Here is a 24,386-nt window from a genome sequence, read left to right on the forward strand (position 1 = left end):
AGATGGGCGGTCCATATAGGAAAAACAGGTGTAGGGGAAGGGGCGCGATTTCCGTTGGCAGGTAACCGGATTTTTACAAACGCCGGACATTCTGTATACAGGTGACCCTAGTTCCGAGGAGAAGCGACAAAATGATGTTTCGGCTGGTGATGTGTATCTGGATCCTGACCTTGACGTCAGGACCGACCGCGACTTTCGCAGAAGCCGCACCGCGTATTCTGGCGATCGGCGACAGCTTGTTGGCTTGGCACAAACAGCGGGGTCGGTCGATTGCCGACGTGGTGTCGACTGAATTGAAGGAACCGATCAGGAACAGGTCCGTCGGGGGCGCCCGACTGATGTATGAACTGCCCGTCACTGGCGCGATGGGGCTTAATGTCTCTAGGCAGTTCAAGCGGGGGCCATGGGAATGGGTTCTTGTCTCAGGTGGCGGGAATGACCTTTTGTTCGGATGCGGTTGTTCGCGTTGCGACCGACAGATTGAACGAATGGTCTCAGGTGACGGCCGCCGAGGTGTCGTGCCGAACCTGCTTTATCGAATCCGCAAAACCGGCGCGAAAGTTATCGTGATCGGCTACCTTCGCAGCCCCGGTGTCGGGTCGATGATCGACGGGTGCAAGCAAGAAGGCGACACCTACGAGGCGCGATTGGCCAAAACGGCTCAGCACATGAACGGTGTGTTCTTTGTGTCAAATGCTGATCTTGTTCCGCATGGGGACAGGAGCTTTCACAGTGGCGACATGATCCACCCTTCGCCAAAGGGGAGTGCAGCAATTGGGCGGCGGGTGGCGGCATTGATCCGGCAAGTGGATCAATCGCGCTAAGGCCGCAGCGCTATGATTGCTGGGTGTTGCGTGGACCCTTGGTGATCCCGAACGCTTTACGCGCCGTGACAAGGCGCAGGTCTTCGGGGTCCATGCCCATCGACAGCATCGTTTTGCGATCAAATCGATCGCGGGCAACGGTGCGGTCATGCTTGGTCCCAAACAGGCGATCAATCCAGCCCATGCCAAAGCTGACGTGAAACGTCGCTCTATGATCCTGAAAATGATGCGCCAGATGCGATCGTGTTACGCGCTGCCCAAACCAACCCTTCGGCACGTTCAAATGGGCCAGCGTGTGGCAATATTCATAGAACGTGTAGGCGCTGACCGAACCGACGAACAGCGCGACATACGCCGTCAGAAGGGCGGTGCCGAAGCCCAGAAAGGGCCACAGGATAATGGTATGAATGGCAACCGATAGCAGCCCGAACCGCACCGGATACCAGTGGTCGTCACCGGTGAAAAACTCGGCATCATTCGGAAATTCATGATGGCCGATATGGCTGCGATAAAGCGCGTTGAACACGCTTTGATCAGTTGGCGGTTCTCGGTGGTACAAGAAGCGATGCATCACGTATTCGACGAAAAACTGCGCAACGACACCATAGAGAATGGCAAGAAGCAGCCAGGGCGAGAACCCAACGACAAGCGCGCAAACACCTGCAAGCCAAAATGGAAACAGCCTGTGCAAGCTGCCCATGTTGATCAAAACGGCAATTGTCGCGGTCATCTCCATCCTCCCTGTTCGCAGCAGCATGGCCAAAGGGAGGTCGCATGAGCAAGAAAGACGCCACGTAAAGGTGCCGGGTTCGTTACCGCAAAAAGAAAAAGGGGCCGCAATGCAGCCCCTTCGTCTCGGTATTTGGAGAACGCTTAGCGGCGCAGGCCAAGGCGTTGGATCAGGTCCTGATAACGGGCCTCATCTTTTGCACGGGCGTAGTCCAAAAGTTTACGACGCAGAGCAACCATTTTCAAAAGGCCACGGCGACCGTGGTTGTCTTTCTTGTGAGTTTTGAAGTGCTCGGTCAGGGTCGCGATGCGCGATGACAGGATCGCAACCTGAACTTCAGGCGAACCGGTGTCACCTTCTTTGGTTCCGAACTCTTTGATCAGGCGTGCTTTTTCTTCAGGTGTAATCGACATCGGGGTCTCCTTTTAAGGTTAGAGTTGATGGCGCAGGCCGGGATGTCGTCCAGCAAGGCCCATGGAGAAGTCCACCCACAAAATGTCGGCAGATGGGCGCGTATAAGAAGATTCCCTGAAGAACGCAAAGAAAAAAGCAACGCAAAGGTATCGCGATTAGGGTCCCTGTATTTCTTCCAGTATCTGCCGCGCCCAATCCCCCAGCACGGGAATGAAATCGATCGAGCTTAGCATGAAGGCCAGCAAAGACACCAAAAGGGTCGCTCCGAGCACGGACCCCAGACCAAAAGCGAGCCCACGGTATAGCTGGAACAACCCAAGCTGAATCAGGCTGTCATGCAGCCGGATGAAGCGGTGGTTGTTCATCCTCTCCACCTCGGCTCTCAGCGCACGAACCTCGAAGGAAAGCGCTTGTTCCCGTTCGCTTAGCTTGTCTTGCGTCATGCCGTCTGCCTTTTTGTCCGAGTTGGTCACATCGATGTTAACCATCTGTTAACAAATGATTAAGCTAAAATCTTCGCTATCTTTCACTGTCAGTTTGCGTGGTTCACGATACAATCGCAAGGGATAGGCTATGCCTTATGTTTCCCGCGCATCATTCGACGGTGGGTTAGTCCGTTGGGCAGTTGTGATCTCGGTTCTGTGTGCTTTTGGAAAGCGAGAAGTTAAATGTTGTTTTCATTGTTGTTTCTGGGACTTGTTCCCGTTGCTTTCTTGTCTGACAGCTTTTCCGACATGTCGCCAGACACGGAAGAAGACCACGATGCCGGACGCGGGTTGGAGCCCACACCGACCCGCGACGTTGGCGATTTCATCGCCACTGATGATGTGGCGAGCGGTGACGCGGCTGTAACGGGTGCCTTGCTGCCAAACACGGGCGATCAGGTTGTTCCCGGCGCGAGTTCAGGAAGCGATACCGACGTGCTGACTCCAAATACCGGGCTTGGGGACGGCCCTTCACCGCACGTGGCCGATACATTTCTTGACCAGCTTTTGGGCACGGAAACTGATGCGCATTATGGCCGCGAGGATTTGGCAAGCTTTCTTGGCGACATTGACGAAACCAAGCTGACAAACGGCGACGATGATTTCGCCATGGCCAACGATGGAATTGACGGCACCGGCTGCGGGTCGATCGACGACTTTCACGGCACAGCGATTGTGCGCGACGATGATGGTATGTCCGTGGACGTTGTGGATGCGGGTGATGGTGATGACACGCTAACTACGGGCGACGGCGCCGCCTATCTGTTTGCGAATGATGGCGACGATACGGTGATTGCAGGCGAGGGCGCGTTGGCGGCTTTCGGTGGAAACGGCGAAGATGAGCTGGATGGGCAGGCCAGTCTTCAAACCTATCTTGATGGTGGTAAGGGTGACGATGTTCTGTTGGGCGGAGACGGCGATGACCGCCTTTTCGGAGGTGTTCATGAAAAGCCTGACGACGACAGCTCGGATGATGACGTCTTGTCGGCCGGCGCTGGCGACGATGTGCTGAATGGCGGGTTCGGTGCCGACATTCTGTTTGGTGGCGCAGGGGATGATGTGATCAACCATTTGGGTCATGCCATGGAAGACAGCGCCGCGGAACGTCATGATTTCGACTGGCATATTGATGGAGACGCCGATGTTCTGGATGGTGGCGAAGGCGATGACACCCTGATCTTGGATCGCGCCGACACCGCAACGGGAGGAGCGGGCGACGATGTGTTCTGGCTCTATTCGAATGACGGGGATGGTCTGGGACATGCGGAGGTGACTGATTTCACCCCTGGCGAGGACTTCCTGCGCATTCAACTAGACCCTGCAACGGACGCTTTAAGCATGGAGTTTGATGTCCATCCCTCGGCAAGTGGTGACGACAGTATCGTCACAGTCAACGGCGAGGTTGTCGCCTTGTTGAAAGGTAGCCCAAATGCAACGGTGCGTGATGTCTATGTCGAGGTCGCGCAAGAAGCCTGGGTTTAGTGCAAACCGAACGGTCCCGTGGAAGTGGCCGGTATCAGAACCATCGCTCTGGTTGCTTCGCATATGCGATATAAAGTGGATGCTTTGGGTGACCCTCTTTCGTCTGTCCAAGGTGAAAAACGGGCTGATTTGCTTGGCGCAAAAGCGCTTCAACCGCAGGGCCGCGGTTCAGATGCACGCCGTGCGTGCCCCACCCACAGATGACCTGATCCGCCCAGGGGCAACTCTCTAAAATCGCCGCATCATTTGCTCCTCCGACAGGCTCGACAGCGGCCCGCATGTTGCGTGGGTCCGTATCGCGCCAGGCAAAAATATTCGTCACCCGAAACGCCCCGAACCCCAGAGTGCGGGCGCGTCGTTCACAGCGTTCGACGGTAGGGTCGTTCTGAACCTCGGTCGCGGTGGACGGGTTGAGCATGATGAACAGCGCTTTGCGGCCCGCTGGATCCCACACACGCGTCAACTGATAGCGGTATTTCTCGCAGTCCGAATAGATGGCGGTGGAATGGGCATCGCCCTTTTGAAAGTCTCGCGTAATCATGCACGTGTTTTTGAACGCGGCGCGCCGACTTGGCAAGAGCTTGCGCCGCAGAGCAATAGGGCCGACACTGACAGCTTACAGAAAGGTCATGCCATGCTGATAGCCGAGATCATCCGCAAGAAACGCGACGCGCAGGTTTTGAACTCTGACGAGATCGCCCAGATGGTGCGCGGCATATCCGACGAAAGCGCCAGCGATGCACAGGTTGCCGCTTTTGCAATGGCGGTGCTGTTGAACGGCATGGAACGGCAGGAAGCTGCCGCGCTAACCTTGGCAATGCGCGACAGCGGGGACGTGTTTGACTGGTCTGATCTGCCCGGTCCTGTGGTCGACAAGCATTCGACGGGCGGCGTTGGCGATAATGTCAGCCTGATGCTTGCCCCGATTGTCGCAGCTTGCGGGTGCTATGTGCCGATGATTTCGGGCCGTGGTCTTGGCCACACGGGAGGGACATTGGACAAGATGGAGTCCATCCCCGGCTATGTCGCGACGCCGGATAATAGCCTTTTCTCGAAGGTCGTGAACCAGGTTGGCTGCGCCATCATTGGTCAGACGTCTCACCTGGCCCCGGCGGACAAGCGCTTCTATGGCATCCGTGACGTGACCGCGACGGTCGAAAGCATCCCGCTGATTACGGCGTCGATCCTGTCCAAAAAGCTGGCGGCCGGGTTGGGATCGCTGGTGATGGACGTCAAGTTCGGCAATGGGGCCTTCATGTCGGATTTCGACAAGGCCCGCGATCTTGCGGTGTCGATCACGGGTGTTGCACGCGCGGCGGGTTTGCCGTGTCATGCGCTTTTGACGGACATCAACCAACCGCTTGCGGACGCTGCAGGTAATGCGGTCGAAGTCGTGAACGCCGTTCAGTTTTTGACTGGCGCGCGCCGCGATACTCGACTGGCCGAGGTCGTCATTGCCTTGTGCGGAGAGATGTTGGTGACCGCAGGGCTTCAATCCGACCGCTTGAAAGCAGTGGAAACGGCGATGGCGGCGTTGGAAGATGGGCGCGCTGCGGAGCGGTTTGGCCAGATGGTCACGGCGTTGGGAGGCCCCTCCGATTTCGTCGAGAATTATGCGGCACATTTGCCGGAGGCGGCATTGCAGCGCGATATTTTGGCCCCCCATACCGGCTTTGTAAACGCTATCGAGACGCGCGATATCGGGCTGGCTGTAGTGGAACTTGGCGGAGGTCGCAGGATCTCGTCCGACAAAGTGAACCCAGCGGTTGGTCTGACGCGCCTTGCGCCGCTGGGCACACAAGTTGAAAAAGGTGACCCGATTGCGGTGGTCCATGCCGATCGCAAGGACGCGGCTGATCTGGCGCAGGCTCAGCTATTGGCGGCCTATACGATTGGCGACCGGCCTGAGCCGCAGCCGGTGGTGCGCGATATTATTGATTGAACACGCGTGACGGGTGCAATTCACCTGCGCGATAGATACCGACGGCAACAGCCTTACAGCCGTGGGATGCCCATGCCTCGTCGCCATATTCTACGTCTGATGCGATCACCATGCCGGGGTTTCCGTGGCGCAAACGGGTCGCGCCCTCGTCCGTTGCCTTAAGCTCGGGCAGATCTTGCAACCCTTCTTCAAGCGGGCGCAAATAGGCGTCCAGCTCACCTGTTTTCGCCAGCTTCTCGACCAGTTCAAGGCTGACACCATCGTCGCAGTCGAACGGCCCGGACCAGATGCGGCGCAGCTCGCGGACATGGCCGTGGCAGCCCAACACCTCGCCCAGATCACGCGCGATTGAGCGCACATAGCCACCCTTGCCGCAGGTCATCTCTAACGTGACGTGATCTGCGTCGGGCCGGTCCAGCATCACCAATTCCTCGACCCAGAGGGGACGAGCGGCAATTTCGACATCTTCGCCGTCGCGGGCAAGTTTATAGGCGCGTTCGCCGTCGATCTTCACCGCAGAAAACTTCGGCGGCACCTGCATGATCTGTCCGGTGAACTGGCCCAATGCAGCTTGAATGTCTTCATCCGACGGGCGCGCAGCGCTTTCGGCGATCACCTCGCCTTCGGTGTCATCGGTATTGGTCGCCTGACCAAGACGGACGGTGAACACATAGGCTTTCAGCGCGTCGGTGATGTAGGGCACCGTCTTGGTGGCTTCACCCAGCGCCACGGCCAGAACACCGGTGGCTTCGGGGTCCAGCGTGCCGGCGTGACCTGCCTTCTTGGCATCCATCGCCCAGCGGACTTTGTTGACCACGGCGTTCGAACTGACACCGGCGGGCTTGTCCACGACCAGCCAGCCGTGAATGTCCCGCCCCTTTTTGCGGCGTCCCATCAGGTGTCCTCCGACCCGTCCTCGTCGTCTTCGACTTTAGGTTTCAGGTCGCGCTGAACGCTTTCCTGAGACAGCAGGCGGTGGGTGTGGTCCATCTGGTCGAAGGTCTCGTCCACCATGAAGCGCAGGTCTGGCGTGTGTTTGATCTTCAACGCTTTGCCTAAGATACGACGCAGCTCGCCTTTGTTGCGGGCCAGCGCTTTGATCGCCAGATCACCATCCTTGCCACCCAAGGGCAGGGCGAACACGGTGGCGATGCTGAGGTCAGAGGTCACGCGCACCTCGCCAATTGTGATCGACATGCGCCCAAGGTCGGGGTCGTGTACATCGCCACGCATCAATGCTTCGGACAGGGTCCGGCGGATCAGCTCGGCGATGCGCAGCTGTCGCTGCGTTGGGCCGGCTGTGTCATGAAATCGGTTCTTTGCCATAGGGGCCATTTATGCCCGATTACGCGCCTTCGCAACAGGGCTTTGCCAAGATAGGGCAAGCGCGCTAGACAGCGATGAAGCGAAGGAGACAAAGATGAGCGATTTGCCGGGCATTGTTGTGATGGGCGCGTCAGGCCGGATGGGCCAGATGTTGATCCGTGAAATCAACGCGAACAAGGGCGCGCGGCTGGTTGGTGCGTTGGAGCGTCCGGGGCATGATTGGGTTGGCAATGATGTTGGCATCTGCATGGGCGGTCAGGCGCTGGGCGTCATCGTGTCCGATGATCCGCTGGAGACAATGGCCAAAGCGCAGGCGGTCATAGATTTCACCGCACCCTCCGCCACTGTCGCCATGGCCGAGATCGCCGCACAAGCACGGGCCGTTCATGTAATTGGGACGACCGGCCTGAGCGATGATGATTTGGCGAAGCTGGCACTGGCCGGACGGCACTCGACCATCGTGCGCGCGGGCAATATGAGCCTCGGTGTGAATTTGTTGGTGCAGTTGACCCGCAAAGTGGCCAAGGCGCTGGACGAGGATTTCGACATCGAGATTGTCGAGGCACACCACCACCACAAGGTGGATGCCCCGTCCGGCACCGCGTTGATGCTGGGTGAAGCGGCCGCCGAAGGCCGGGGCGTTGATCTGGGCGAGGTCTCGGACCGGGGTCGTGACGGCATCACAGGCGCGCGCAAAAAGGGTGACATCGGATTTCACGCCGTGCGCGGCGGCGACATTGTGGGCGAACATGACGTGATGTTTGCGGCCCCCGGAGAGCGTATTGTATTGCGTCACCTAGCAACTGATCGTGCGATTTTCGCACGAGGGGCTGTGAAGGCCGCGCTTTGGGGGCAGGGCAAGAAGCCCGGCGAATACGACATGATGGATGTGTTGGGGCTGTAACCCGAGCGGTGGCTGGCCGATCAAAAGTCGATCGCGATGCCCTTCTTTTCCCAATCGCCATAGCGGACCGGTTCGGGGCCGTCGCGGCCTCCGAGTTCTGTCGGACGAGTTTTGGCTTCGGCGTCGGCCTTCTTGCGGCGTTCCGTGGCTTCGGCCAAGGCGCGCTTGGCGGCGGGCGGCAGGTCGCGCTGCTCGGTCTGGGGCTTTGATGGCGTGTCGGACATGGGCCTGATCCTTGTGGCTTTCTGTGCCATGATATAGGTCGCGCGCAGATGAAACGCAAAGGGGTGCCGATGAGCAACGCCGTGGACCCGCGACATATCGCGGTGGATTTGTTGGGGGACGTGCTGGACGAGCATCGCTTGCTGTCCGAAGCATTGCCGAAACGGCTGGCCAAAGTTGTCCCCGAAGACCGCGCCCGCGCCCAACGCCTGACCCTTCTCGCGCTTCGCAACATGGACAGGTCAGATCGCATGTTGGGGCCGCATTTGAAAAAGCGCCCGCCTGCGCGCGTGCTGAATGTCTTGCGGCTGGGTGTGGCAGAGATTTGCACCGGTGGCGCGGCACATGGCGTGGTGAACTCGCTTGTGGCCGCGACCCGAGCAACGCGCGAAACCGAGCGGCTATCTGGTCTGGTTAACGCCGTTCTGCGCAAGGTCGCGGACGAGGCGGGCAAATGGGACAGCTTGCCGGTCCCGCGCCTGCCAAAATGGCTGCGCAAACCGCTGATTGCCGATTATGGCAAGGCGCAGGTTGAGGCGATCGAGGCCGTTCAGGCGCTTGCCCCGCCGCTTGATCTGACCGCGAAAACCGATGCGGCCGAACTGGCCAAGCGGCTTGGCGGGACGTTGCTGCCGACGGGTTCGGTGCGCCTGCAAGACGCCGGGCAAGTGACCGGGCTGGACGGGTATGAGGCGGGCGATTGGTGGGTGCAGGATGCATCGGCGGCGTTGCCGGCGAAGGTGCTTGCGCCCAAGGCGGGCGACCGCGTGCTGGATATGTGCGCCGCACCGGGTGGCAAGACCATGCAGCTTGCGGCGACCGGGGCGGATGTGACGGCGCTGGACGTGTCCGAGGTGCGGATGAAGCGCGTGGCTGAAAACCTTGCACGCACCGGGCTAGAGGCGACGTTGGTCGTTGGCGACGCGCTGGAATTTGACGAGCCTCAGTTTGACGCAATCCTGCTGGATGCCCCCTGCACTGCGACCGGAACGATCCGCAGGCACCCCGATCTACCCCACGCCAAGGATGGCAGCGACTTTCCCGGCCTGTTTGAGTTGCAGGAATACATGATCGACCGCGCGCTGGGCCTTTTGAAACCCGGCGGACGTCTGGTCTTTTGCACCTGTAGCCTGCTGATCGACGAGGGCGAAGAGCAGGTGCGCGATGCGTTGGGCCGTCACCCAGATGTGCAACTTGATCTGGATGCGCTGCGCCTTCCGGGTGTAGACCCTGACTGGATTGGCCCCGAGGGGCTGCGTATCATGCCCAGCCATTGGGCCGATCTGGGTGGTATGGACGGCTTCTTCATCACGGCACTGCGCAAAGGCTGAGGGGCACCGGCAATTCTCCGATGACTCTCGTGAAACGGGTCTGTATGCTTTCGCCAATGCCCCCAAAGAGGGGTCGACCAGTTCAACCATGTTGAATGATTTGAGGCGAGGCTCCCCCGTGGTGCATCAAGATGGCTTCCCTGGGTTCAGAACCCGATTTGCGAACCGCTGTCACGCGAAGCTTGCCGCGCGTGCGCGGTCGGCTACGGGATTTGTATCGCAACCAGAGCCGCGCACCATTGGGGCCTTTGCACGTGGTAAGCAGCTGATTGCCGGGAACTTTTTGTTTGCGGGGCATCTGATCAATGCGCCTGATCAAAGCATCTGGGCAGCAACGCCACCCAGTCAGGAATTTGCCGAAGAAATTCAAGGATTTGTTTGGCTTGATGATCTTGCCAGCGTTGGCGACGGGGATGCGCGCAAGCGGGCGCAAGCCTGGATGTTGGAATGGATCGATTTGTTTGGCCGGGGGGGTGGTGACGGGTGGACGCCCGACCTGACGGGCCGTCGGCTGATCCGCTGGATCAATCACGCCATTTTCCTAATCGCAGGCATGAACTCGGATCAGAGCTATGCCTTCTTTCGGTCCTTGGGGCAGCAGACCATCTTTTTGTCACGTCGCTGGCAGGCAGCCACCCCCGGTTTGCCCCGGTTCGAAGCGCTGACCGGGTTGATCTATGCAGGGCTCAGCCTTGAGGGGATGGAGGCCCGTGTGGACCCGGCGGTGAAGGCGCTTGCGCGGGAATGTGCCGATCAGATTGATGCGGAAGGTGGCATTCCCACGCGCAATCCAGAAGAGCTGCTGGATGTCTTCACATTGCTCAACTGGGCGGCCATGGCTCTCTCGGAAAGTGGTCGGCAAGCGGCTGGCGCGCATATCGCGGCCATTGAACGCATCGCCCCGACCTTGCGCACTTTGCGCCACGCGGATGGTGGGTTGGCCCGTTTCCACGGTGGTGGGCGCGGACTGGAAGGTCGGCTGGATCACGCACTGGCCACGTCCGGTGTCCGGGCGGCGGCAAATGCGGGTCTTTCGATGGGCTATACGCGCTTAGGCGCAGGTCGCACGAGCTTGATCATCGACACGGCACGCCCACCGCGCGGTGCGGCTTCTGCTAATGCACATGCCTCGACGCTGGCGTTTGAGCTAACATCGGGGCGGCGGCCATTGGTCGTGAACTGCGGCTCTGGCGCTCATTTCGGCGCAGAATGGCGCAAGGCTGGGCGGGCGACGCCTTCGCATTCCGTCTTGGGGCTTGCCGGCGTGTCGTCGTCACGTTTGGGGGCGTCGAAGCACTTTGGCGCGGGCGAGAAGATTTTTCTGACCGCAACGCCGCAGAAGGTTCACCTTCAGAAAGTCGTGGAACAGAACGCCACCGGGGTGGTCGCGGCACATGATGGCTATACCCCAAGCCATGGATTGACCCATATGCGCCGAATTGAACTGACCACCGACGGGCGCGACGTATCAGGCGAGGATACGTTGGCTGCCGTAAGCGACAGCGATCAAGCCAGATTTGACCGCGCCATGGATCAAGTGTCGCTTCAGGGCATCCCCTTCACGGTGCGATTCCATCTGCACCCCGATGTCGATGCGGCGCTTGATCTGGGTGGAACGGCCGTGTCGATGGCGCTTCGGTCCGGCGAAATATGGGTGTTTCGCTTCGACGGCCGCGGCGAATTGGCGCTGGAAAGCAGCGTTTACTTAGAAAAGACGCGTTTGAAGCCGCGGAAAACAAAACAAGTGGTTCTATCTGGCGTCGCAATGGATTATGCGACACGCATCCGCTGGACGCTGGCTAAGGCGCAGGAAACCCCCTCGGTTTTGCGTGACCTTGAAGGCGGCGACGCGGCGGAGCTGCCAAGTTAAACGCCAAGGGGGCCAAAGAGCCATGACCGACCTTCATCCCGTGCGCCGCGCGCTGATTTCCGTATCCGACAAGACCGGCCTGATTGATCTGGGTAAAGCGCTGGAAGAGCGCGGGATTGAAATCCTGTCGACTGGTGGGTCGGCCAAAGCCCTTCGCGAAGCAGGTGTGGCCGTGAAGGACGTGGCTGATGTTACAGACTTTCCCGAGATGATGGATGGTCGCGTTAAAACCCTGCATCCCATGGTGCATGGCGGCCTTTTGGCCCTGCGCGACAATGACGAACACCTTGCATCGATGGAAGAACACGGCATCTGGGCCATCGACCTGCTGGTCGTGAACCTTTACCCGTTCGAGACAACCGTTGCCTCGGGCGCCGACTATGACACCTGCATCGAGAATATCGACATTGGCGGCCCCGCGATGATTCGCGCTGCGGCCAAGAACCACGCGTTTGTGAGCGTCGTGGTGGATGTTGAAGATTACCCCAAGCTTCTGGGGGATCTGGACCAGCATGGTGGGTCGACCTGCCCGAAATTCCGCAAGAAACTGGCACAGAAAGCCTATGCGCGCACGGCAGCATATGACGCGGCTGTTTCGAACTGGATGGCAGATGCACTTGAACTGAAAGCGCCTCATCGGCGCGCCTTTGCGGGCCAGTGGAAACAGACGCTTCGCTATGGCGAAAACAGCCACCAACAGGCCGCATTCTACACTGATGGCTCAAACCGTCCCGGTGTGGCGACGGCCCAGCAGTTGCAGGGCAAGGAACTCAGCTACAACAACATCAACGACACCGACGCCGCGTTTGAACTGGTGGCGGAGTTTGACCCGGCAGACAGCCCCGCCGTGGCGATAATCAAACACGCGAACCCCTGTGGTGTGGCCCAAGGCGCGACACTGGCCGAGGCGTATCAGAAGGCGTTCGACTGCGACCGCACCTCGGCCTTTGGTGGGATTGTTGCGCTAAACCAGCCGCTGGACGCGGAAACCGCCACCAAGATCACCGAGATTTTCACCGAGGTCGTGATTGCCCCCGGCGCGTCTGATGAAGCGCGCGAGATTTTTGCCGCCAAGAAAAACCTGCGCCTTCTTCTGACGGATAGTCTGCCCGATCCCCGCGCGCCGATGACCGCTTATAAGCAGGTTTCCGGCGGTCTTCTGGTGCAGGACAAGGACGTGGGCTATGTCGGCATGGACGACCTGAAGGTTGTGACCGAGAAAGCGCCGACCGAAGAGCAGATGCGCGATTTGCTGTTTGCCTGGAAGGTCGGCAAACACGTCAAATCCAACGCGATCGTCTATGTGAAAGACAGGGCAACTGTGGGTGTTGGCGCAGGGCAGATGAGCCGCTTGGACAGCGCGAATGTCGCCGCCGCCAAGGCTCAGCGGATGGCGGACGAACTGGGATTGGCTGACAGCCTTGCCAAAGGCTCGGCCGTGGCATCGGATGCATTCTTCCCGTTCCCCGACGGCCTTCTGGAAGCCGCTGCAGCGGGCGCAACTTGCGTCATTCAGCCCGGCGGCTCAATGCGCGATAACGAAGTGATCGACGCCGCCAATGACGCGGGCCTTGCCATGGTGTTCACCGGCATGCGCCACTTCCGGCACTGATCAGACGATGCGTGTGATTCTGATAGCTGCCGTTTTGGCCTTCGCCCTTGATCAGGGCAGCAAGTATCATGCGCTCTACGTGCTTGATCTGGACCGCGTCGGCGTGGTCCAGGTCTGGCCGCCCTATCTGGTCTATCAAATGGCGTGGAACACGGGCATCAATTTCGGCCTGTTCGGGTCCGACGGCGCGGCCATGCGTTGGGTGCTGGTGGCGCTTAGTTTTGTGATCTCGGCTTGGGTCGTCATCTGGGTTCGCCGCGAAAAGCTTGGCCGACTGGCACATATATCCGCTGGGCTATTGGTTGGTGGCGCGCTGGGCAACGTCCTTGATCGTATCTATTACGGGGCGGTGGTCGATTTTCTGAACATGTCCTGTTGCGGCATTCAGAACCCGTTTTCCTTCAACGTTGCTGACATTTTCGTATTTGCAGGCGCCATTGGTCTGGTTCTCTTCTCGTCTTCGCACAAGACCCCGTGACGCGCGTTTCCAGATGGGCTAAGAAGCGGTAGGAAACGAGGGTTTTGCGTCACATGCGTACTACATTCATCAAGCCGTTGACCGCACTTTGTGCTGCGATCATAGTCTCTGCCTGTTCTGGCAACGATCCCAAGCTGATGAACATCAAGTCCACGCAAGGTGGACCTGACGAGTTTTCGATTCTGCCAACCAAGCCGCTGCAAGAACCGCCAAGCTATCAAGCGCTGCCGGCGCCAACGCCGGGTGGGAAGAACATCACCGACCCAACGCCGCATGAAGACGCTGTTGCCGCACTGGGCGGGCAACTTCGCAATACCGGGCTGCGGGGTGGGGAAGGCGCTTTGGTTGCCGCCGCCAGCCGTTATGGTGTCGCTGCTGGTATTCGCAACCAATTGGCGGCTGAGGACCTTGAATGGCGCAGCAACAATCGTGGCAAGGTGTTAGAGCGTTTGTTCAACGTGAATGTCTATTACCGCGCCTATGAAGCGATGGAACTTGACCAGCATCGCGAACTGGAACGGTTGCGCAGACTTGGGTTGTGGACTCCGGCCGCACCGCCCAATCCGGCTGTCGCGCAATAAGCGAAGGGGCCAGTGGCCGCTTTTTGAATTGGACGGCGTTAAACCCCCGTCGCCACCTGTTCACATATCCGTTGCCCGGGCTTGAAGCCCGCGCTGATGCCCGTAGTTTTAACGGGAATGGTAAGGAGAAATCGATGCGTTTCCTGATAGGTGCATGCGTTGCGCTTGGCCTTGTTGGCCCTGCGTTCGCGAAAGAGTTGGTTAGCGACTTCACGCTCGACAACGGGCTGGAGGTTGTCGTGATCGAAGACCACCGCGCGCCGGTTGTTGTTCAGATGCTCTGGTATCGGGCCGGGGCCGCGGATGAAACACCGGGCGTCTCGGGTATCGCCCATTTTCTGGAGCACCTGCTTTTCAAAGCGACCGACAACATGGAAGCGGGCGAATTCAGCAGAGTCGTGGCAGAAAACGGGGGGTCTGACAACGCGTTCACATCGCAGGACTATACCGCCTATTTCCAGCGCGTAGCAGCCGACCGGTTGGGGTTGATGATGCAGATGGAAGCTGACCGGATGCGAAATCTGCGCCTGTCAGAAGACGATATCGCCACCGAACGCGATGTGATTTTGGAGGAACGCGCGCAACGCACGGATAGCGAGCCATCGGCCTTGTTCCGCGAGCAATTGAACGCCGCTGCGTTTCTGAACCACCCTTATGGCACGCCTGTGATCGGCTGGCGCCATGAGGTCGTGAACCTGTCGCGTGAGGACGCTCTTGCCTATTACCAGCGGTTTTATGCGCCCAATAATGCCGTACTGGTCGTTGCGGGCGATGTAACCCCAGAGGAGGTTCGCGCGCTGGCTCAAACGCATTATGGCCCGCTGGAACCCACCGTCGATTTGGCCGAGCGGTCCCGACTAGTCGAGCCACCGCAACTCGCCGAACGGCGTCTGAGATATGAAGATCCACGCGTCAGCCAGCCCTTCCTGATGCGTCGCTACCAAGCTCCTGAACGCGATCCCGGCGCGCAGGAAAACGCCGCCGCCTTGGTCTATCTGGCAGAAATTTTGGGGGGCAGTGGGGCCACATCGGTCCTTGGACGCGCGCTTCAGTTCGACGAACAGATCGCTGTCTATGCCGGGGCGGGATACAGCCCGGTCGCATTGGATGACACCACTTTCACGCTTGTTGTGTTGCCTGCAAAGGGCGTTTCGCTGGCTGATGCCGAAGACGCACTTGACCGCGAGATTTCCGCCTTTTTGGAGGCTGGCATTGATGAAGCTCAGTTCGAGCGCATCAAATTTCAGATCCGCGCTGGTGTGATCTATGCCCAGGACGACGCAATGGCGCGGGCACAACGGTATGGCGAGGCACTGACATCTGGTCTGACGATAGAGGATGTGCAGGCGTGGCCTGACGTGTTGCAGGCGGTGACGCCGGATGATGTGATGGCCGCAGCACGGGCGCTGTTTGACGACCGCAAGTCAGTCACCGGCTGGCTGGTTCCCGAAGGTGGAGAGGAAATGTGATGAAACATCTGGTTCTTGGCATTGCCGCCCTGATTGCCTTCGGAGCGCCCGTTCGCGCTGAAATCGCCATTCAAGAGGTTTCGACCCCATCCGGGATCACCGCTTGGTTGGTTGAAGAACACAGCCTGCCGTTTACCGCACTAGAAATCCGCTTTCGTGGCGGCACCTCGTTGGATCGTCAGGGCGCCCGCGGGGCCGTCAATATGATGATGGGGCTGCTTGAAGAAGGCGCGGCGGATCTGGATGCACGTGGCTTTGCAGAAGCCCGCGAAAGCCTTGCCGCCTCTTTCGGGTTCGACGCCCATGGTGACGCGGTAACAGTGTCCGCGCAGTTTCTAACTGAAAATCGGGATGATGCGGTGGCGCTTTTGCATGCAGCGCTGACCCAGCCGCGTTTTGATGCCGACGCGATCGAACGGGTGCGTGGGCAAATCTTGTCGCACCTGTCGTCGCGCGCGACCGATCCCAACGCGATTGCCGGCAATACCTGGAGCAAACTGGCTTATGGCGACCACCCCTATGGCAGCTACGATGCCGGGACCGAAGACAGTGTCGGGGCGCTGACACGCGACGATCTGATGGCGGCGCTGGCTGACTCGATTGCCATGGACCGCATCTATGTGGCAGCCGTCGGTGATATCACTGCGACCGACCTTTCGGCGCTGCTTGAGGCGCTGTTTGATGGCCTGCCGGCAACTGGCGCTCCTTTTCCGGAACGCGCTGATTTTGCTTTGGCCGGTGGCACGACCGTGGTGCCGTTTGACACCCCTCAGTCAGTCGCCCGTTTTGGCCAGATCGGTATCGCCCGCGAGGATCCTGACTTCTTTGCCGCCTATGTGGTGAACGAAATATTGGGCGGGCTGGGGTCAAACTCACGCCTCATGGAAGAGGTGCGAGAGGCGCGTGGCCTGACATATGGTATCGGCAGCTACCTGATCCCTGCCGATCTGTCGGAAACCATAATGGGCCATTTTTCCAGCCAGAACGGGTCGATGGGCGAGGCGATAGAGGTCGTGTGCGCCGAATGGAAAAAGATCGCCGAAGACGGCATCACGCAAGACGAACTGACAGCCGCGCAAACCTATCTGACCGGGTCATACCCGTTGCGGTTCGATGGCAACGCCACCATCGCAAACATCATGGTCTCGATGCAGATGGAGGGCCTGCCCGTCGATTATATCGCCACGCGCAACGATCGGGTGATGGCGGTGACATTGGAAGAGGCCAATCGGGTGGCGGCGCGTCTCTATGACCCGGACGCGCTGCATTTCGTGGTGGTGGGACAGCCCGAAGGGGTCGTTGCAAACTGACCTAACGGCCAAGTGAAGACATGAATTCGCAATGGTCGAATCGGCGCGGGATATGCTAGGTTTTGTGGTATGCCCGAGGATAACCCCCATATAAGCCCGGCGCGCGTCTCTGATCGCCGCCCGATGATCCGACAGTTGGATGACGCCGCAATCAACCGGATTGCGGCCGGTGAGGTTGTGGAACGCCCCGCATCCGCTGTGAAAGAACTGGTTGAGAACGCGCTGGACGCCGGCGCGTCGCGGGTCGAGGTAGCCTATGCCGATGGCGGTAAGACACTGATCCGCGTCACGGATGATGGTTGCGGTATTGCGCCCGAGGATTTGCCGCTGGCGCTGTCACGCCATGCGACGTCGAAGATCGACGGCTCGGACCTTCTGGACATTCACACCTTCGGCTTCCGGGGCGAGGCATTGCCGTCGCTCGGGTCGGTTGGTCGATTGACCATCATTTCGCGGGCCGATGGGTTTGATGCTGCCACGATCCGGGTGACAGGGGGCGAAACAAGTGCGGTCAAACCCGCCGCATTGTCGGGTGGCACGGTGGTCGAGCTGCGCGACCTGTTTTACGCAACACCCGCGCGGCTGAAATTCATGCGCACCGATAGGGCCGAGGCGCAGGCGATCACCGATGTGATCAAGCGCCTTGCGATGGCTGAACCGCATGTGGGCTTCACCCTGCGCGATGTGTCGGGGGGCGGTGAGGGGCGCGTGACCTTCCGCGCCGACCCCGAAACCGGCGATATGTTCGATGCGCTGGGCGGGCGACTTGGGTCGATCCTTGGGCGCGATTTTTTGGATAATGCGATCCAGATTGATGCCGAACGCGACGGGTTGCGCCTGACGGGGTTTGCAGCGCTTCCAACCTATTCGCGTGGAGCTGCGGTGGCGCAGTTCCTGTTCGTTAATGGTCGCCCGGTAAAGGACAAGCTGCTGACCGGCGCATTGCGCGCGGCCTATTTCGATTTCCTCAGCCGTGACCGGCATCCGGCGGCGGCGCTGTTCGTATCCTGCGACCCGCATCTGGTGGACGTGAACGTGCATCCGGCAAAATCCGAGGTGCGGTTTCGCGAACCCGGTATCGCGCGTGGCTTGATCGTATCCGGCCTTCGCCATGCGCTGGCAAACGCGGGGCATCGTGCGTCAACGACTGTCGCGGGGGCGACTTTGGGCGCGATGCGCCCTGAGCCAGCCGGCCCGCGCGTTTATCAAATGGACCGCCCCGGCGCGGGCGCGATACGGCAGGCTTATGCTACGCAACCCCCCGGCTCTGACATGCCGGGCTTTGCCGAGATGTCCACGCCCTCCGCCCGCTTCGATCCGGTGGTCGAGCCGGATATCGAAGCCCCGCAAGAGGCACTGCCCCTTGGCGCCGCCCGCGCGCAGGTGCACGAGAACTACATTATCGCACAGACCGAAACCGGCATGGTGATTGTTGATCAGCACGCGGCCCACGAACGGTTAGTTTATGAGAAACTCAAGCGCCAGATGGCCGAAAACGGTGTCGCGCGTCAGGCGCTTCTGATCCCTGAAATTGTTGAACTGTCCTCCGGTGACGTCGCACGCCTGTTGGAAGTGTCCGACGCTCTAGCCGATATGGGGCTTGTCATTGAATCCTTCGGCGGTGACGCCATCGCCGTGCGCGAAACCCCAGCCATTCTGGGTGAAATAAACGCCACAGAAATGATCAAGGACGTGCTGGACGAACTGGCTGATCTGGGCGACAGCAACAAGGTCCAAGCCAAAGTCGAGGCCGTGTTGTCCCGCGTCGCCTGCCACGGCTCGATCCGCTCTGGCCGCTGGATGCGCCCCGAAGAGATGAATGCTCTGTTGCGCGAAATGGAAGCGACGCCCCATTCCGGCCAATGCAACCATGGCCGCCCCACTTACGTGGAACTGAAACTTGCAGACATCGAAAGGCTGTTTGGCCGCACATGATCCAGATTGGTGATACAACCTACAACCTCGCGGACCCGTTAACCCTTCTGGTGATCGGCGCGGCAGTGCTGGCCGTGTTGATGTTCGTCCTGCTGATCGTCGTGGTGCGCCGGGCGGGGCAATCGGCACGCGTGGCCCAAGACCTTGCCCGCGATATGGGCGGTCTTGGTCAGGCAGTGCAGGTGCTGGGCGCGGGGCAGGATCAGCTGTCGGGCGGGTTGCGCACGGTATCGGATGCTCAGTCCACGGGCCAAGCGCAGGTGTTGCAGGCGATGGAAACGCGTCTGGCCCATGTGCAGCAGCAGATGAACGACCGGCTGCATGAGAACGCGATGAAAGCCGCGCGCTCTATGTCTGAGCTGCAGGAACGGATGAAAGAGAACCTTCAGGGCAACACGGTGAAAACCACCCAAAGCCTGACCCAGTTGCAGGAACGCCTTGCGGTGATCGACAAAGCGCAGGACAACATCACGCGGCTGTCGGGCGATGTGTTAAGCCTTCAGGACATCCTGTCAAACAAGCAGACGCGCGGCGCGTTTGGCGAGATACAGCTGCACGACATCGTGTCCAAGGCGCTGCCCAAAGACAGCTATGACCTGCAACAGACCCTGTCCAACGGAAAACGCGCCGATTGCCTGATCCACCTGCCCAACCCGCCGGGACCGATCGTGATCGACTCGAAGTTCCCGCTGGAGGCGTATGAGGCGCTGCGCAAAGCCGACACTCAATACGAGTTGAACGAGGCCGCCAAGGCGATGAAGGTCGCGGTGAAGGCGCACATCAAAGCGATCTCCGACAAATACATCATCGAAGGCGAAACCGCAGACGGCGCCCTGATGTTCCTGCCGTCCGAGGCCGTTTATGCCGAGCTACACGCCAACTTCCCCGAACTGGTCCGTGAAGGGTTCGCAGCGCGTGTCTGGATCGTGTCCCCCACGACGTGCATGGCGACCCTGAACACGATGCGGGCGATCCTGAAAGATGCCCGAATGCGCGAACAGGCGGGCGAGATCCGCAAGATGCTGAAGAACCTCCACCGCGACGTGGAGCTTGTTGTCGAACGCGCGGGCAAGCTGGAGACGCATTTCGATCAGGCGCGTCGGGATGTCGAGGGGATCACCACCGCAGCGGAACGCGCGGGGAAGCGTGCGGCGCGGTTGGATAACTTTGACTTTGAGGAGTTGCCCGACGGGGCCGAGAATGTGGTGCCAATTGGGAAGGGGTGAGGGTTCAACTCGCGTGTTAACTGAAGCTCCACATCAATACACGCTAGAGAGAGATTCTCATCAGGGAGCCAATGAAAAGAACGTCTTTGATTTCGTCTCGTAGATTCCTACCCCGGCTGTTTCGTGACATTCGAATATGAACTCGGGGTCTTCAGGGAAGAATTTTTGTGCTGACCCAACCATATCTTTAATCTGCGCTGGATTTTGAGCCCACGTTTGTTCGAAGTTCTCAACTGCTTCCAATAACATGTCAGAATCGCGGGTTGCTGCTATGGTTGTTCCCGCTAATGAAATACCGGCACTGGGAATTATGACTTTCCCATCTATCGACAAAGCAGAGTTCACTCGCTTTTTTCTAAGTGTCTTTAGGCTGTTATCATCATGGTTTTCACTTAGTCCGGACACGCCTTTAAGGACATGAAACGCACCAGAATTCGGAAACTCTTGAACCAAGATTTCAAGCAAGCGCCTTGATGTCCAGCTTCCATGATCCCCAATATCCAACAGATAAGCATCATGCTCTTTGAAAACCGCAAACAGCAAAGGATCATCTCGTGAGACAAACCCATCGGATTCAACTTCAGTTGAGAGGTGAAGGTGGTGAATGCCCCAAGAATTCAACATCAAATCCAGATCGCGACGGCGGGAAGCGGGCTTTTCTTTGCGAGGCGGCGAAACTGCTTCTTTGACCCCACGACTGAGGTATTTCGTCAGCGGATAGCCTGTCTGTGTGTCGAGGATGATTGATGCCAAGGCTCTGCTGAAGCGAATGTCGGTCATTTTATCAGCAACGAAACTGGATAGGTGAACTGTTCTTGGTTGAGCAGAGACTAGGCGGCAGGACCAATTGTGATAAATGACAAGTAAGCTGTGAGTGGTCTTTGAGTCCAAATACGTGGTCATAGTCATGTCAGAAGGGTCAATTGGGAGTTCCCGAAACACCCAATCCCTAATGCTTTTCACAATTGGTCCCTCGGTCATCATTCTAATACTCTTAACTGAATGCGCTGCCCGCCGCCGCCGGGCGCTTGTCTTAGACGTGCTCCACCACCTCAACATGTTGCGCCAGTTCCTTCACATGACCCATCCATGCCTCGATCATCTCTGGATCGGAGGTGGCGGCGGAGACTCCGGCGGGGGCTTTGCCGTCTCGGATCATCTCGACGGCCAGTGACACGGGCGTGGACACAAGCCGCGCCATGGCGGTGCCGCGGTCGTCGCCCCATGCGTCCATGACATAGGTCTTGTGATAGACCTCGGCACCGTCCTTTTCCGCCTTCAATGCTACGCACATGATCACGCGGTCAGGCTCGCCCTCGTCATAGGAATTCTCGTCCCAGAACTGGTCGGACATTTCTTTCAGTCGCGCGTCGCCCGCCGCGCCTTCAAGTGTCTCCACCTCGGCAAACACGTCTTTCCACGCCTCGGTCCAGCCGTTCAGGCGCAGGGTGCCGCGCACGAAAGTATCGACGTTCCAATTGGGGTCGAACTTGTAATCCTCCATGAACGGGATCGAGTCGCGGTTGGGATAGACCTCGAAGCTTTCGACCTGCTGCAAAGGCGCGTCGTAGCTGCTGATCGCATCCCAAGGCCGCGCGACGTCGAGCGGTTTTCCGTCCTTGATCGAGCGTGAGGGCGAGCGGAGTGCTTTCAGAACACCCAGCGGCGACCAGCTGAACTTATAACGAAACGGGTTCGGGATTTTCGGCACGCCGCCGCAATAGCTGATGAAACTCAGCGTGTTGTCCGGATCAAAGGCATCTGACGCGCGATAATCGGCGACAAGCCAGTGGGCCATCAGGTGGTCGATGCCGGGGTCCAACCCGATCTCGTTCACGCAGGCAAGGCCAGCGTCGCGGAAGTCCTCATCCAGCGCGCGCATCTCGGGCGAGATATAGCTGGAGGACACGAAATGCGCGCCTTTCTGCAGGCAGCGCTTGGCCAGGGGGACGTGCAGATCGCCGGGCAGCATCGACACCGCGATATCGCCGGGGGCAAGGGCCGCGGTCACGGCGTCCAGATCGAAGGGACGTATCTTGTCAGTCAGATCGCCAACAGCCTCGCGCGCCTTATCGACGGTCCGGTTCCAGACAACGACGTTGCGACCGTTCTCAAGCAAGCGACGCAGGCCGGGAATGGCCGACAGGCCGGTGCCACACCAATGGATTGTCATAACGAAGCTTCCTTTCAGCCGAATTTCAGTTTGGCGATGATTATGGATCCGACCAGCATCACGGCCACCGTGTTGGCAACGATCATGGGCCAGGAACTAAGCATGATGCCATAGGTGAGCCACAAGCTCATGGAACCAAGGATCATCAAGTTCGCGGCCAGCGACAGATCTTTTGTGTGCCGGGTGCGCCACGTGCGGATGGTCTGTGGCAGCCAGCAGATGGTGCTGAGGATGGCGGCCGATGCGCCGATCACGGTTTCCAAATCAGATGTCCTTCATGTGGGTGCGGAACGTCGCCTCGGCCCGGCGCCAGACGCCCGTGGTCAGATCAGTCAGGGTCAGAAGCGATGGCAGAAGTTGTCCGGCGTAGTCGATGGAGCTTTCCAAGGGCAGCATAGACGGCAGGTTGTCGATTGCCATCACATCCAACACCGGATCTTGCGCCACGCGCAGGGCCGGGGCGTCCCAACTGGTCGCTTTGTCATAGACCGGCACCGGGTTGTAGTCGCTGTCCGGGTCGCAAGCCACATCGCCGATGGCTGTCAGTTTGCGGCCTGCCGACAGCGCGTCGCGCGGCACGAACACGGGGGTTTGTGGCCCGGCGAGGATGCAATTGATAAACAGGTTGTGGTCGAGGATTTCGGGGAAGGGTCCGCCGCTTGCGGTTTCGGCCATGTCCCACTTGGTGACAGTGACGCCCATGGCTTCCATCAGGTCAGACGCGCCTGTTCCGACGCGGCCAAGGGCGCCGATCACAATGGCGGCCGGGCGCGGGGTGTTGGTTGCGTCGAGTTCAGCGCGAAGTTCGTCCAGCAACGCGTCCTTGTTCTTGTAGGCCCCGACCGGACCACACAGCTTTCCGTGCTGTTGCGCTGCCCACGCCTTCAACGTCACTGCAGCACCTGCGAAACCGGCCCAATAGCCGAAGGCGGCGACGCGGCGCCCGGTTTCATCCACCAGATATTCAAGATCATAGAGCGTGCCACCCCCTGCCTTGAACCGTTCGAGCAGGGTGCGGCCTGAATGTTGGCCTTTAAAGGCGTGACCGAACATGATGTGGCGATGCGGCAGGGGAGTGCCGTCTTCGGGAAGTTCTTTGAGGCCAAAGATGATCGCGTCTTTCGGCGCATCTGGCCAACTGTTTTCCGGTGCAATCTCACAACCCGCATCACGATAGCCGTCAATGCCGATGGCCCGCGCGCCGCTTTCTTCGACCGTCACGTGCAGACCCGCATCAATCAGCGCCTTCGCACCGTCAGGCGTCAGCCCCACGCGATCTTCGTTAAGGCGCTGTTCGGCGCGAACCCAAAGATGTGTCATGGACGAAGCTCCTTAAAAATGCGTCTGCGCGTGGTGGCGGTCGGTGGGTTCCAGATGCGGCACGGCGTTGAATTGGATCAGGCTTAGCCCCGCAGGTGTTAGTCGCATCCGGTGGACCGAACTGTTCATAATAGGCAGGATCGTGCGGGTGAACGGGCCAATATCAAGCCCCATGACCACCCGCGTTGCCATGCCAATAAACCCGCCCGAGGTGAAAATGATCGCATCCTCGCCGCGTTCAGCGATGTCGTGAATCACGTCGCTGACACGCGTTTGAAAGTCGTGGAACGTCTCGGGCGCATTGTCGATCTTGCCTTCCTGCCATGCCGAAAAAGTCAGTGGCAGGTGATCGACGAAATCTTCATGCGTGCGGGGGTGCGGGATGCCAAACTGCGTGTGCATCCGTTCGGACAGGTCGAAATAGCGCACTTCGTCCAGCCGGGCGTCCTGTGTGAATTCGTCAGCCCCCCATTCCTGCGCGGTTTGGCGGTGCCGTGTCAGCGTGCCGGTATAGGCCTTGCTGTAACGCTGCCCGGTGTCGCGCATATAGTCGCCCAGCCAACGCGACTGCTGGCGGCCCAGATCGGACAGGCGGTCATAGCCAGCCTCATCCGTTGCGGTGTTGTTGGCCTGGCCGTGGCGGATCAGCGTAATCGTGGTCATGGGGTCTCCTTTCGGCCTATTGCTAGACAGTTGGGTGCAGTTCGAAAAGGGGGTCTGGCGCAAAATCGGTGCGGGGCGTCGGGATTGAA

The 24,386-nt window shown here is 59.3% G+C and carries 25 protein-coding genes; 13 read left to right on the top strand and 12 right to left on the bottom strand.

The features are described 5' to 3' along the window. Positions 1–131 precede the first annotated feature (131 nt). The gene (locus tag Q0864_RS07410; RefSeq protein WP_298567414.1) at positions 132–824 is read left to right on the top strand and encodes an SGNH/GDSL hydrolase family protein; all 693 of its coding nucleotides are present in this window, start codon (positions 132–134) and stop codon (positions 822–824) included. Positions 825–834: 10 nt separating this feature from the next. Here the strand turns inward: Q0864_RS07410 and Q0864_RS07415 are convergent, their stop codons facing one another. From Q0864_RS07415 to Q0864_RS07425, 3 genes are all read right to left on the bottom strand, one after another. Further along, on the bottom strand, positions 835–1,554 hold the full coding sequence (locus Q0864_RS07415; protein WP_298567418.1) for a sterol desaturase family protein: 720 nt from the start codon (positions 1,552–1,554) through the stop codon (positions 835–837). Positions 1,555–1,697: 143 nt separating this feature from the next. Next, positions 1,698–1,967: a 30S ribosomal protein S15 gene (gene rpsO, locus Q0864_RS07420; protein WP_260517468.1), complete on the bottom strand. Its 270-nt coding sequence runs from the start codon at positions 1,965–1,967 to the stop codon at positions 1,698–1,700. A gap of 156 nt (positions 1,968–2,123) precedes the next feature. Next, entirely contained in the window at positions 2,124–2,456 is a 333-nt protein-coding gene (locus Q0864_RS07425; protein WP_298567424.1) for a DUF5665 domain-containing protein, read from the bottom strand. Between the two features lie 180 nt (positions 2,457–2,636). Between Q0864_RS07425 and Q0864_RS07430 the strand changes: the two genes are divergently transcribed. Further along, positions 2,637–3,935 carry a calcium-binding protein gene (locus tag Q0864_RS07430; protein WP_298567426.1) on the top strand — a complete coding sequence of 433 codons (1,299 nt, stop codon included), beginning with the start codon at positions 2,637–2,639 and terminating at the stop codon, positions 3,933–3,935. 34 nt (positions 3,936–3,969) lie between these two features. Here the strand turns inward: Q0864_RS07430 and Q0864_RS07435 are convergent, their stop codons facing one another. Continuing rightward, entirely contained in the window at positions 3,970–4,476 is a 507-nt protein-coding gene (locus tag Q0864_RS07435) for a DUF1643 domain-containing protein (RefSeq protein ID WP_298567428.1), read from the bottom strand. A 93-nt stretch (positions 4,477–4,569) separates the two neighbouring features. Between Q0864_RS07435 and deoA the strand changes: the two genes are divergently transcribed. Beyond that, complete coding sequence (gene deoA, locus Q0864_RS07440; RefSeq protein ID WP_298567430.1) at positions 4,570–5,877, top strand: thymidine phosphorylase; 1,308 nt, start codon at positions 4,570–4,572, stop codon at positions 5,875–5,877. Here deoA and truB read toward each other — a convergent pair. Next, entirely contained in the window at positions 5,867–6,772 is a 906-nt protein-coding gene (truB, locus tag Q0864_RS07445) for a tRNA pseudouridine(55) synthase TruB (protein ID WP_248364855.1), read from the bottom strand. The two genes, deoA and truB, sit on opposite strands and share 11 nt — an antisense overlap. After that, complete coding sequence (rbfA, locus tag Q0864_RS07450) at positions 6,772–7,203, bottom strand: 30S ribosome-binding factor RbfA (RefSeq protein ID WP_248364856.1); 432 nt, start codon at positions 7,201–7,203, stop codon at positions 6,772–6,774. Before rbfA ends, truB begins: the two co-directional genes overlap by 1 nt. 94 nt (positions 7,204–7,297) lie before the next feature. Here rbfA and dapB point away from each other — a divergent pair, with 94 nt between their 5' ends. Continuing rightward, positions 7,298–8,107 (top strand): 4-hydroxy-tetrahydrodipicolinate reductase, encoded by an 810-nt coding sequence (gene dapB / locus Q0864_RS07455; RefSeq protein WP_298567432.1) that lies wholly within the window; start codon positions 7,298–7,300, stop codon positions 8,105–8,107. A 20-nt stretch (positions 8,108–8,127) separates the two neighbouring features. Here the strand turns inward: dapB and Q0864_RS07460 are convergent, their stop codons facing one another. After that, positions 8,128–8,331: a DUF1674 domain-containing protein gene (locus tag Q0864_RS07460; RefSeq protein ID WP_298567434.1), complete on the bottom strand. Its 204-nt coding sequence runs from the start codon at positions 8,329–8,331 to the stop codon at positions 8,128–8,130. 69 nt (positions 8,332–8,400) lie between these two features. On the opposite strand from Q0864_RS07460, the gene Q0864_RS07465 reads away from it, so the two are divergent. From Q0864_RS07465 to rmuC, 9 genes are all read left to right on the top strand, one after another. Continuing rightward, positions 8,401–9,660, top strand: coding sequence for a transcription antitermination factor NusB (locus Q0864_RS07465; RefSeq protein WP_298567436.1), 1,260 nt, complete (start codon positions 8,401–8,403; stop codon positions 9,658–9,660). A gap of 118 nt (positions 9,661–9,778) precedes the next feature. Then, positions 9,779–11,530 carry a heparinase II/III family protein gene (locus tag Q0864_RS07470; RefSeq protein WP_298567438.1) on the top strand — a complete coding sequence of 584 codons (1,752 nt, stop codon included), beginning with the start codon at positions 9,779–9,781 and terminating at the stop codon, positions 11,528–11,530. A gap of 22 nt (positions 11,531–11,552) precedes the next feature. Beyond that, positions 11,553–13,142 carry a bifunctional phosphoribosylaminoimidazolecarboxamide formyltransferase/IMP cyclohydrolase gene (gene purH / locus Q0864_RS07475; protein WP_298567441.1) on the top strand — a complete coding sequence of 530 codons (1,590 nt, stop codon included), beginning with the start codon at positions 11,553–11,555 and terminating at the stop codon, positions 13,140–13,142. Positions 13,143–13,149: 7 nt separating this feature from the next. Further along, complete coding sequence (gene lspA, locus Q0864_RS07480) at positions 13,150–13,620, top strand: signal peptidase II (RefSeq protein ID WP_298567444.1); 471 nt, start codon at positions 13,150–13,152, stop codon at positions 13,618–13,620. A 53-nt stretch (positions 13,621–13,673) separates the two neighbouring features. Beyond that, positions 13,674–14,201 carry a DUF3035 domain-containing protein gene (locus Q0864_RS07485; RefSeq protein WP_298567447.1) on the top strand — a complete coding sequence of 176 codons (528 nt, stop codon included), beginning with the start codon at positions 13,674–13,676 and terminating at the stop codon, positions 14,199–14,201. Between the two features lie 134 nt (positions 14,202–14,335). Then, entirely contained in the window at positions 14,336–15,670 is a 1,335-nt protein-coding gene (locus Q0864_RS07490; protein ID WP_298567450.1) for a pitrilysin family protein, read from the top strand. Between the two features lie 8 nt (positions 15,671–15,678). Continuing rightward, on the top strand, positions 15,679–16,980 hold the full coding sequence (locus tag Q0864_RS07495; protein WP_298567588.1) for a pitrilysin family protein: 1,302 nt from the start codon (positions 15,679–15,681) through the stop codon (positions 16,978–16,980). A gap of 69 nt (positions 16,981–17,049) precedes the next feature. Beyond that, entirely contained in the window at positions 17,050–18,915 is a 1,866-nt protein-coding gene (gene mutL, locus Q0864_RS07500) for a DNA mismatch repair endonuclease MutL (RefSeq protein ID WP_298567453.1), read from the top strand. Further along, positions 18,912–20,141 carry a DNA recombination protein RmuC gene (gene rmuC, locus Q0864_RS07505; protein ID WP_298567456.1) on the top strand — a complete coding sequence of 410 codons (1,230 nt, stop codon included), beginning with the start codon at positions 18,912–18,914 and terminating at the stop codon, positions 20,139–20,141. The genes mutL and rmuC overlap by 4 nt, the downstream gene beginning before the upstream one ends. A gap of 60 nt (positions 20,142–20,201) precedes the next feature. Here the strand turns inward: rmuC and Q0864_RS07510 are convergent, their stop codons facing one another. The 5 genes from Q0864_RS07510 to Q0864_RS07530 all read right to left on the bottom strand — a co-directional run bounded on the left by Q0864_RS07510 (position 20,202) and on the right by Q0864_RS07530 (position 24,297). After that, a complete protein-coding gene (locus Q0864_RS07510) occupies positions 20,202–20,921 on the bottom strand; it encodes a hypothetical protein (protein WP_298567459.1) in 720 nt (239 codons plus the stop codon). 253 nt (positions 20,922–21,174) lie between these two features. Further along, positions 21,175–22,314, bottom strand: a complete 1,140-nt coding sequence (locus Q0864_RS07515) for a saccharopine dehydrogenase family protein (RefSeq protein WP_298567462.1) — start codon at positions 22,312–22,314, stop codon at positions 21,175–21,177. A 14-nt stretch (positions 22,315–22,328) separates the two neighbouring features. Next, on the bottom strand, positions 22,329–22,568 hold the full coding sequence (locus Q0864_RS07520; RefSeq protein ID WP_298567591.1) for a SemiSWEET transporter: 240 nt from the start codon (positions 22,566–22,568) through the stop codon (positions 22,329–22,331). Between the two features lie 10 nt (positions 22,569–22,578). Next, positions 22,579–23,634, bottom strand: coding sequence for a saccharopine dehydrogenase (locus tag Q0864_RS07525; RefSeq protein WP_298567465.1), 1,056 nt, complete (start codon positions 23,632–23,634; stop codon positions 22,579–22,581). Positions 23,635–23,646: 12 nt separating this feature from the next. Then, positions 23,647–24,297, bottom strand: a complete 651-nt coding sequence (locus Q0864_RS07530) for a histidine phosphatase family protein (protein ID WP_298567468.1) — start codon at positions 24,295–24,297, stop codon at positions 23,647–23,649. Positions 24,298–24,386: the final 89 nt, after the last annotated feature.

This window comes from uncultured Aliiroseovarius sp. (genome assembly GCF_947497285.1).
Taxonomy (GTDB): domain Bacteria; phylum Pseudomonadota; class Alphaproteobacteria; order Rhodobacterales; family Rhodobacteraceae; genus Aliiroseovarius.

Excerpts from the sequence above, each read along its gene's own strand:
- Q0864_RS07410 (WP_298567414.1), top strand. The coding sequence starts at position 132 with ATGATGTTTCGGCTGGTGATGTGTATCTGGATCCTGACCTTGACGTCA.
- Q0864_RS07415 (WP_298567418.1), bottom strand. The coding sequence starts at position 1,554 with ATGACCGCGACAATTGCCGTTTTGATCAACATGGGCAGCTTGCACAGG.
- rpsO (WP_260517468.1), bottom strand. The coding sequence starts at position 1,967 with ATGTCGATTACACCTGAAGAAAAAGCACGCCTGATCAAAGAGTTCGGA.
- Q0864_RS07425 (WP_298567424.1), bottom strand. The coding sequence starts at position 2,456 with ATGGTTAACATCGATGTGACCAACTCGGACAAAAAGGCAGACGGCATG.
- Q0864_RS07430 (WP_298567426.1), top strand. The coding sequence starts at position 2,637 with ATGTTGTTTTCATTGTTGTTTCTGGGACTTGTTCCCGTTGCTTTCTTG.
- Q0864_RS07435 (WP_298567428.1), bottom strand. The coding sequence starts at position 4,476 with ATGATTACGCGAGACTTTCAAAAGGGCGATGCCCATTCCACCGCCATC.
- deoA (WP_298567430.1), top strand. The coding sequence starts at position 4,570 with ATGCTGATAGCCGAGATCATCCGCAAGAAACGCGACGCGCAGGTTTTG.
- truB (WP_248364855.1), bottom strand. The coding sequence starts at position 6,772 with ATGGGACGCCGCAAAAAGGGGCGGGACATTCACGGCTGGCTGGTCGTG.
- rbfA (WP_248364856.1), bottom strand. The coding sequence starts at position 7,203 with ATGGCAAAGAACCGATTTCATGACACAGCCGGCCCAACGCAGCGACAG.
- dapB (WP_298567432.1), top strand. The coding sequence starts at position 7,298 with ATGAGCGATTTGCCGGGCATTGTTGTGATGGGCGCGTCAGGCCGGATG.
- Q0864_RS07460 (WP_298567434.1), bottom strand. The coding sequence starts at position 8,331 with ATGTCCGACACGCCATCAAAGCCCCAGACCGAGCAGCGCGACCTGCCG.
- Q0864_RS07465 (WP_298567436.1), top strand. The coding sequence starts at position 8,401 with ATGAGCAACGCCGTGGACCCGCGACATATCGCGGTGGATTTGTTGGGG.
- purH (WP_298567441.1), top strand. The coding sequence starts at position 11,553 with ATGACCGACCTTCATCCCGTGCGCCGCGCGCTGATTTCCGTATCCGAC.
- lspA (WP_298567444.1), top strand. The coding sequence starts at position 13,150 with ATGCGTGTGATTCTGATAGCTGCCGTTTTGGCCTTCGCCCTTGATCAG.
- Q0864_RS07485 (WP_298567447.1), top strand. The coding sequence starts at position 13,674 with ATGCGTACTACATTCATCAAGCCGTTGACCGCACTTTGTGCTGCGATC.
- Q0864_RS07490 (WP_298567450.1), top strand. The coding sequence starts at position 14,336 with ATGCGTTTCCTGATAGGTGCATGCGTTGCGCTTGGCCTTGTTGGCCCT.
- mutL (WP_298567453.1), top strand. The coding sequence starts at position 17,050 with ATGCCCGAGGATAACCCCCATATAAGCCCGGCGCGCGTCTCTGATCGC.
- rmuC (WP_298567456.1), top strand. The coding sequence starts at position 18,912 with ATGATCCAGATTGGTGATACAACCTACAACCTCGCGGACCCGTTAACC.
- Q0864_RS07510 (WP_298567459.1), bottom strand. The coding sequence starts at position 20,921 with ATGACCGACATTCGCTTCAGCAGAGCCTTGGCATCAATCATCCTCGAC.
- Q0864_RS07515 (WP_298567462.1), bottom strand. The coding sequence starts at position 22,314 with ATGACAATCCATTGGTGTGGCACCGGCCTGTCGGCCATTCCCGGCCTG.
- Q0864_RS07525 (WP_298567465.1), bottom strand. The coding sequence starts at position 23,634 with ATGACACATCTTTGGGTTCGCGCCGAACAGCGCCTTAACGAAGATCGC.
- Q0864_RS07530 (WP_298567468.1), bottom strand. The coding sequence starts at position 24,297 with ATGACCACGATTACGCTGATCCGCCACGGCCAGGCCAACAACACCGCA.